Raw genomic sequence first — 6,587 nt, forward strand, 5'->3', positions numbered from 1 at the left:
AAACAGAGTGATATCCGGGTCCTGGATCATCAGTTCCTGAAAGAACCCGACATGAGCGGCCAGTTTGCCGGTTCCTGCCGGACGCCCCATCGGAGAGGCAACAGCTTCACCCGCACTCCGGATCCGGCGCGCCCACCGTCCCCCAGTCGCGGCAGAAACCTGAAGGCGCCGGGATGCTTCCCTCCCTGTCAGCCCTTCTTCGATCAGTCGCGCAAAGCGATCTCGGAGTTCCTTGGGTAACGGTGCCGGCATGACGTGATCCTCCCAAACAGGGTGAATCACAAATCAAACCTCAGGGGAATCCTGCCGATTCAATCTTTTGTCGAAAAGCTCTAGGCGTTTACTAGGCAGATCATGCCACACGACGACTGGGTCTCGCAAAACATGCATGTTCGGATAAATCGGCGCGGCTGGATACGAGGCGGGTCGAGCGGGTGGAGACTGGTGTGAACGACGACACATATAAAGCGATTCTGGATGATCACGCGGCAAATGGTGGCGACAACGGCTGCGACGTGACCGTGGTCTGGGCCGATGGTCTCGCACGACCTCTGATTGAGAAGCAAATCGAGGTCGAAATAAGAGCGCTTCCTGGCTTGGGTGATGCGTCAAATCTCGGTTTCCATTATCTGGAATTGGACGATGGAACCGGGGTACTGGTCACCGGCAGCGATATGCCGGGCTTCGTCGCGGCGGAGTACGATGCCGAGGCACCGCAGTTTGACTTCGGGGACCTGCTGCCGTTCGAATATGCAGAGTAAACTGAGCGCTCCAGCAAGATCTTTGTCGCTGTCTGAAGCCTCAACAGGTGTTTTCGCGAGCAGTTGAATGAACTCTCGACCGAAGACGTAACTACAACGCCTCGACAGCTCAGAAATGTTGGAGCCAGGACACTCACCTAGGCGGGGCGATCTATAGCAGAAAGGACATCTGCGCCTTGCGGTTCGTTTCTGCGATTTTCTCGAAACTCAGTTCGAGGCGGGCCTCAGCCTTCAGAACGACCAGTGCCGCTGCCCGTGCATCTTCGCCAGCGTCGTGGTGGGTAAATTCGAGACCGAGGGCAGTCTTGAGGTGTCCCAGCCCGTGCCCTCCGTGGCCCTTGAACTCCGGCCATGCCTGCCTCGCTATTCTCACGCTGTCGCTCCAACTCAGATCGGGTGACGGCAGGCAGTAAACCTTGCAAGCCGCAGCAATGGCCCTCCTGTCGAAGTTACTGTGTTGCACCAGGTGATGCATGCTCAGGAATGGGAGCAGAAACTCCCATATCACGGGAAATGTAGGCGCCCTCGCCACCGTATCCGGGCCAATTCCGTGCAGCTCAATGTTGAAGGCGGCAAACGGCTGTTCGGGATCAACGTAGCTGGCCCAGGTCTCGATCTGGTTGTCAGCACCAACACAAGCCAGGCCGATCTGGCAGATGCTGCCGCTGTCACCGCAGGCGGTCTCAACGTCGAGTGCGATGAAACGAAAGGGGCCGGTCGGCAGCGCTCGGGCGTTGATGACTGCCATGATCTGTAGAACGCTTTCGTTTGTTGGCCCGATTCAAGAGGTCACTGTATTGCAGAACTCGCCAGTAATCGACCGGGTCGGATCGGGCCTCTCATGTACGCCGACATCAGGCCCGTAGCACAGATTGCAGGTTTCGCGCCTCTCGGCGAAGTGATCAAAAGAAGAGCCTTCACGCGATTGCGTGACTTCAATGATCAAGCCGAAGCCCCCACATCCGCTTGGATCCTGCTGCCACAGAGATTGATTTTGTTTCGATCCCCAAAAAGGAACACCCAACATGTTGGAAATCTCCTGGCACGATGGACATAGCCGTCCCCACTACGACGAACTGATCAGGCGTGAAGTCGTATCCTTCACGTACTTGGATCGCCCTTCAGACCTGATGATGCACTTCATCGACATCGGGTGCGGCCTTTGGATACACCTTTCTGGTGGAACGGAAAGGCACACGATCCACGCCGAGTTCACGAACGAAGGGCCTGCATGGTCAGAGAAGGTTAATAAACTGGCGGCCTAGCTCGGACGAGAACTGGTTTCCAACATGAAGCACGGGTCCTTCTCGGGAAACTCGGGTTCGGAAGGAACGATAGTGATGGATTGATCGCGCTCAATCTGTGAGCAACGTTGATCAGGTTATCTCAATCCATGAGCTGGTAGCTGGGTTCTGGCGCATCAGTAGTTGCGGGAAGGCGTCGTCTTGGTGTCTGATCCTACCGTGCATGGCCCTCTGTTCGCAGGAAAAAGGCAGCGAGGACACCAGCAGCGGCACCGAAGAAGTGGGATTCCCAACTGACACCGGATTGACCCGGCAATACCCCCCAGATCATCGCCCCATATGCCAGAGCAACGCCCACCGTGACCAAGAGTGGAACCAAACGTTTCTCTACTATCCCCCGCGCCAGCAAAAAGCCGAACCAGCCGAAGATCAGGCCCGAGGCACCAATGTGGACCGCTGAACTGCCGAAAAGCCATACGCCGAGGCCACCAAGTCCGACGATGATAGCAGTGGCCCCCAGCGCCAACTTCCGGGCCGAAACTGCCAGAAGGCTGCCAAAGACAATCAAGGGCAACGTATTCGCGGCGGCATGGCCCAAAGACCCATGAAGCACGGGCATGAAAAGGATACCATCCAGGCCACCCAGTGAACGCGGTCGCAATCCCAAGAGTCCGTTGAGTGCGTAGCCTGTAAGCAGATTCACGACTTCCACCGCCCAGATCACGACCATCAAGATTGCAAGCCACCGAAACCGTTCCAAGCCTCTTCCCTTCCTGCCATCCTAACGCCCGTACACCATCTCAAACGCACACCCGACTGCGCCGAAATGGATATCAATCCGTTCGCCCTGTACTTTGCTTTGTGGGTGACCAATGGTCCAAGCCTCACATCAAAGCCCGCGAAAGTTCGTGCTCGGTGATGTGTTCGCGTGGTGGTGGCAATGCACTGGTATTGCCGGTCGGCACAAACCCCATCTGGCCGTATAGCCTGATTGCGGATCTGTTCTTGTCCGCAACGTGCAGAGCGATCTCCGCAAAGCCGTTGGTGCGTGCCCAGTCCACAACAGTCTGGATCAGCTCGGTGGCGATTCCGTTTCGGCGCCTGTCCGGTGCAACCCACATCCCCAAAAGACCGGCGACCTCTGGAGAACCACGGTGTGCTGCTCCGGTCGCCAGGCCAACATCCGCGTGGTCATCGACCGCGACGAACGTCGCCGATCCACTGGATAGCCGCTCTCGCCAGTGTATTTCCTCAAACGAAGCCTCCTCCGCAAAGGTTCGGGCAAAGGCGTCCGGCGCATCGGCCAGCGCCCGGAGGCGAATATCGCGTGCTCGCTGCCAATCCTTCTCGGTGAAGCGCTCTACTCTCACAGACATCTTCCTGCTGTCACAATCATCAAACCGGCTTGGTCGAACGCCCGTAGAGGACATTCAGCTCCAAAGTGGCGAGCTCGGTGCGCGTCGCCCATTCCAACGTTCGGGACTTCACACGTTCAAATTCACCTACCGTCATCGCATCCATTACACCGCGCATCCCGGAGCCCATGACGATGCTCCACCAGTCATTCGGTGAACTCAGAACGTGAGATCCGGCTTCCTCGACAACGATTGGTTCGTCGGCTCCACCGTTTCGAAGCATTGCTGCCAATTCATCCGAACTGGAAATGCGATCCCCAGGAGATGGCTCCGACAGCAGATCAGGGCGTTCGTCCTGAACAATGTCCGACCACGCTGACATCGCCGGTTCCAGGACATTCGCTCCCCAACAGGTCACCGCAAGAACCCCGCCAGGTTTCAGCATGGCCCAGAGTTTACGGATCTGTGCCTCCATGTCTGCGACGAAGAAGATCGACAGAACACTGACAACCGCATCGAACGTCTGGTCCGCATAGTCGAGCGCCGTCATGTCGCGACACAGGAACTCGAGATTCTGGATGCCCTGTTTCGCGGCCTTGTCTCGCCCCAAAGCCAAGAGTTGCTCCGACAGGTCGACGCCTACGACCCGTCCAGCAGTGCCTACGGCTTCTGCGGCTGGAAATACCGATGCTCCACTTCCGCATCCGACGTCCAGGACGGCTCCGCCGTAACCAATCTGGGCCAGATGTACGGTGCGCTTTCCGATGCGCTCCCAGAACGAGAGCGGGTTCGAGTCAAAGAAGTCGGCGGCGGAGTCGAATGCGGATCTGATCTCTTCTGACATTAACGCGACCCTCCTCACTGGGCCCCCGCTGGCCAATCGGTTTCCGTGCGCCAGCAAGATCACGTGGATAATACCATGATGAGAAAACTACGTTGCGGACAAAGCTTGAGACTAAGGACCCAACACAGCGCCGCGTCCATATTTCATAGGTTCAACGTCTTTCAGTCAATCCAGTGCATTTACTCCACATCGGCAAGCTGAGCGGCTCTGAGGTGTTGTGGAACAGGCTTATGATCGCCCGGCGGATCTTCAGTTCCACTTCGTCGACATCGGGTGTGGCCTCTGGATTCATCTGTTTGGAGGTGAGAGGCCCATTGCATCCACGCGGAGTTCACCTTTGAAGGACCAGCACGCGTGGAGGTAGAAGACTTCCTCGCAACCTAGGCGTCGTATGGGGCCTGGCGGCCAAGCTTGGTCCCGTTGCCATCCCAACCGGGCTCCGACGGTAGGACGAGAGCAACGCAAAGTGAGTTGCCATTTGAGCGAACCAAGCTTTGACTCTGGTCTCTGGGTCAACGCGAGGGACGGAAGATGGAAAACTATGCCGACTTGATGTTTCGCGGCGCAGTAGCCGAGTTGCAAAAAACCGAAGGCACCTTCGAGAAGTACCAAACCGCCTACAAACATCGCACCAGCACAGAACTGGGACCTGACGAAATCGGCTTCATTCGCAGGCGAGACAGCTTCTATCTTGCCAGCATCACAGATGATGGTTGGCCCTATATTCAACATCGCGGTGGTGCACGCGGGTTCGTCCACGTCGTTGGCCCAAACCGGCTGGCATGCGGGGACTATCGCGGGAACCGTCAGTTCATCACCATGGGGAACCTTCAGGCTGAAGAGCGCGTATCACTTTTCTTCATGGATTACATGAACCATGCGCGACTGAAGGTTCAGGGCAAGGCGTCTCTGAAAAGTGTGTCCGAAGCTGATCCAGATCTTGTAACGCGACTGGGTAGTTCTGAGGTTCCAGCAGAGCGCATTCTCGTCATCGATGTCGTGGCCATTGATTGGAACTGCCCAAAGTACATTCCCACCCTTTATCCCGAGGATGCACTTCGCGAAGTCGTCGGCCCACAGATCGCCAAGCTTCAAGCTGAAAACGAGGCGCTCAAATCTGAGGTGGCGAGGATACGCGGAGCTTAGCCGCCGCATAGCTTGCGCGTGCGAGAGCCAGCACACATCGCACAACAAAACGGCGCGAAATTGGCGCTCCGAGCATCTCATCGTCGGCTTTTCTTGTTTGCACCAATCCTAAAGGCGTAGGCTTCCTACAACGCAACGAAGATTGGATTGGCTGTGGAGTTCGACTTCTCCAATTGGAAAGCAGGGTCTTCAACTCGGTCCCCGAAGTCGGATGCGGGTATTTGGGAGGCGGTCCAATCTGTAAGGCCAGTCATTTGGTTGCTCGGGAAAACAGGAGCAGGAAAAACCTCTCTGGTCAGCGCCCTCACCGGTCTCGACACGCTCGAGATTGGAAACGGGTTTGTTTCTTGTACGAAGCAGTCGATGTCTTTTGACTACCCGCACGATAGCCCGCTTTTCCGATTCCTCGACACACGCGGCCTTGGCGAGGTTGGATACGATCCCCACGAGGACATCGCGCAATGTGCTGGCAGAAGCCACGCCCTGCTGGTTGTCGCTCGCAAGGACGATCCGGTGCAGGGAGAAATCGCAGAGGTTTTGGCTGACATTCTGGCTGAAAGTCCCCAGACGCCTGTCGGGGTCGTCCACACCGGCGCAGACCTGATTGATAACGACCAGGAAAGACAGCGGGCGCGTTTGTCCAACCAGAAGACTTTTGAGAAAGCTGCCAAGACGGATCTTCCGTCGGCGCAGGCCTCGCTCGGAAAGGACCCCGATACGAGCGAAGTCCTCGACCTGCTCTCACAATGGCTTCCACTGGTCGCATACTCCAAATTGCGGGAAGACGGTCGCGACGCTGAATCCTTTGCGTTCAAGGGAGCGAGACCGATGATCCTGAAGTTTGCGACCGCAGCAGGTGCGGTCGATGTGGCACCGGCTGTAGGTCTCATTGGTGTTCCGGCGATCCAAGGCACGATGCTGTCCGTCGTCAGAGTTTTCCAGAGAGGGTGAGGCGATTTCGTAACGAGGGCTCCGGTTTGCTTTCTGTTTGAGGTTATGCGGCAGCGCTGTCGTGCTGCAAGCGGCGTTTCCGGATGGTCTGTTTCTTGATCTCCTCTCTCATGGACAGGATCTGAGCGCCCCTGCCGAAGTAGACGTCAGCGGGTGTCAGGTTGCCCAGGCTCTCGTGGTATCGGTGGTTGTTGTAGTGCTCAACGAAGGCTTCGATCTGCCGTTCGAGATCTCCGGGCATGTAGTAGTTTTCCAGCAGAACTCGGTTCTTCATGGTCTGGTGCCA

At 56.9% G+C, this 6,587-nt stretch carries 10 protein-coding genes and 1 pseudogene; 4 read left to right on the plus strand and 7 right to left on the minus strand.

Annotated features, from left to right (window positions below; genetic code table 11):
- Window positions 1–252: pseudogene (locus BLR85_RS28830) on the minus strand (helix-turn-helix domain-containing protein); the annotation flags it as partial.
- Window positions 253–446: 194 nt separating this feature from the next.
- Between BLR85_RS28830 and BLR85_RS27280 the strand changes: the two are divergent.
- Window positions 447–761, plus strand: coding sequence for a hypothetical protein (locus tag BLR85_RS27280; protein ID WP_093164831.1), 315 nt, complete (start codon window positions 447–449; stop codon window positions 759–761).
- Window positions 762–912: 151 nt separating this feature from the next.
- Here BLR85_RS27280 and BLR85_RS27285 read toward each other — a convergent pair whose 3' ends face one another.
- Together BLR85_RS27285 and BLR85_RS28835 are read right to left on the minus strand one after the other, a co-directional pair.
- Window positions 913–1,509: an exonuclease domain-containing protein gene (locus BLR85_RS27285; RefSeq protein ID WP_093164834.1), complete on the minus strand. Its 597-nt coding sequence runs from the start codon at window positions 1,507–1,509 to the stop codon at window positions 913–915.
- A gap of 33 nt (window positions 1,510–1,542) precedes the next feature.
- Window positions 1,543–1,788, minus strand: a complete 246-nt coding sequence (locus tag BLR85_RS28835) for a hypothetical protein (RefSeq protein ID WP_139188587.1) — start codon at window positions 1,786–1,788, stop codon at window positions 1,543–1,545.
- On the opposite strand from BLR85_RS28835, the gene BLR85_RS29705 reads away from it, so the two are divergent.
- Window positions 1,787–2,026, plus strand: a complete 240-nt coding sequence (locus BLR85_RS29705) for a hypothetical protein (RefSeq protein WP_093164837.1) — start codon at window positions 1,787–1,789, stop codon at window positions 2,024–2,026. The two genes, BLR85_RS28835 and BLR85_RS29705, sit on opposite strands and share 2 nt — an antisense overlap.
- A 193-nt stretch (window positions 2,027–2,219) precedes the next feature.
- Here BLR85_RS29705 and BLR85_RS27295 read toward each other — a convergent pair whose 3' ends face one another.
- The 3 genes from BLR85_RS27295 to BLR85_RS27305 form a co-directional block, all read right to left on the minus strand.
- Window positions 2,220–2,765: a rhomboid family intramembrane serine protease gene (locus BLR85_RS27295; RefSeq protein ID WP_244520901.1), complete on the minus strand. Its 546-nt coding sequence runs from the start codon at window positions 2,763–2,765 to the stop codon at window positions 2,220–2,222.
- Between the two features lie 124 nt (window positions 2,766–2,889).
- Window positions 2,890–3,375 (minus strand): GNAT family N-acetyltransferase, encoded by a 486-nt coding sequence (locus BLR85_RS27300; protein WP_170844809.1) that lies wholly within the window; start codon window positions 3,373–3,375, stop codon window positions 2,890–2,892.
- Between the two features lie 25 nt (window positions 3,376–3,400).
- Window positions 3,401–4,204 carry a class I SAM-dependent methyltransferase gene (locus BLR85_RS27305; RefSeq protein ID WP_093164846.1) on the minus strand — a complete coding sequence of 268 codons (804 nt, stop codon included), beginning with the start codon at window positions 4,202–4,204 and terminating at the stop codon, window positions 3,401–3,403.
- Window positions 4,205–4,735: 531 nt separating this feature from the next.
- Between BLR85_RS27305 and BLR85_RS27310 the strand changes: the two genes are divergently transcribed.
- On the plus strand, window positions 4,736–5,350 hold the full coding sequence (locus BLR85_RS27310; protein WP_093164849.1) for a pyridoxamine 5'-phosphate oxidase family protein: 615 nt from the start codon (window positions 4,736–4,738) through the stop codon (window positions 5,348–5,350).
- Between the two features lie 153 nt (window positions 5,351–5,503).
- Window positions 5,504–6,301 carry a GTPase gene (locus BLR85_RS27315; RefSeq protein WP_244520902.1) on the plus strand — a complete coding sequence of 266 codons (798 nt, stop codon included), beginning with the start codon at window positions 5,504–5,506 and terminating at the stop codon, window positions 6,299–6,301.
- A gap of 43 nt (window positions 6,302–6,344) precedes the next feature.
- Here the strand turns inward: BLR85_RS27315 and BLR85_RS27320 are convergent.
- A partial coding sequence (locus BLR85_RS27320) for an integrase core domain-containing protein (RefSeq protein WP_212635182.1) occupies window positions 6,345–6,587 on the minus strand: 243 nt, incomplete at its 5' end.

It is taken from the genome of Aliiruegeria lutimaris (assembly GCF_900099935.1).
Classification (GTDB): domain Bacteria; phylum Pseudomonadota; class Alphaproteobacteria; order Rhodobacterales; family Rhodobacteraceae; genus Tropicimonas; species Tropicimonas lutimaris.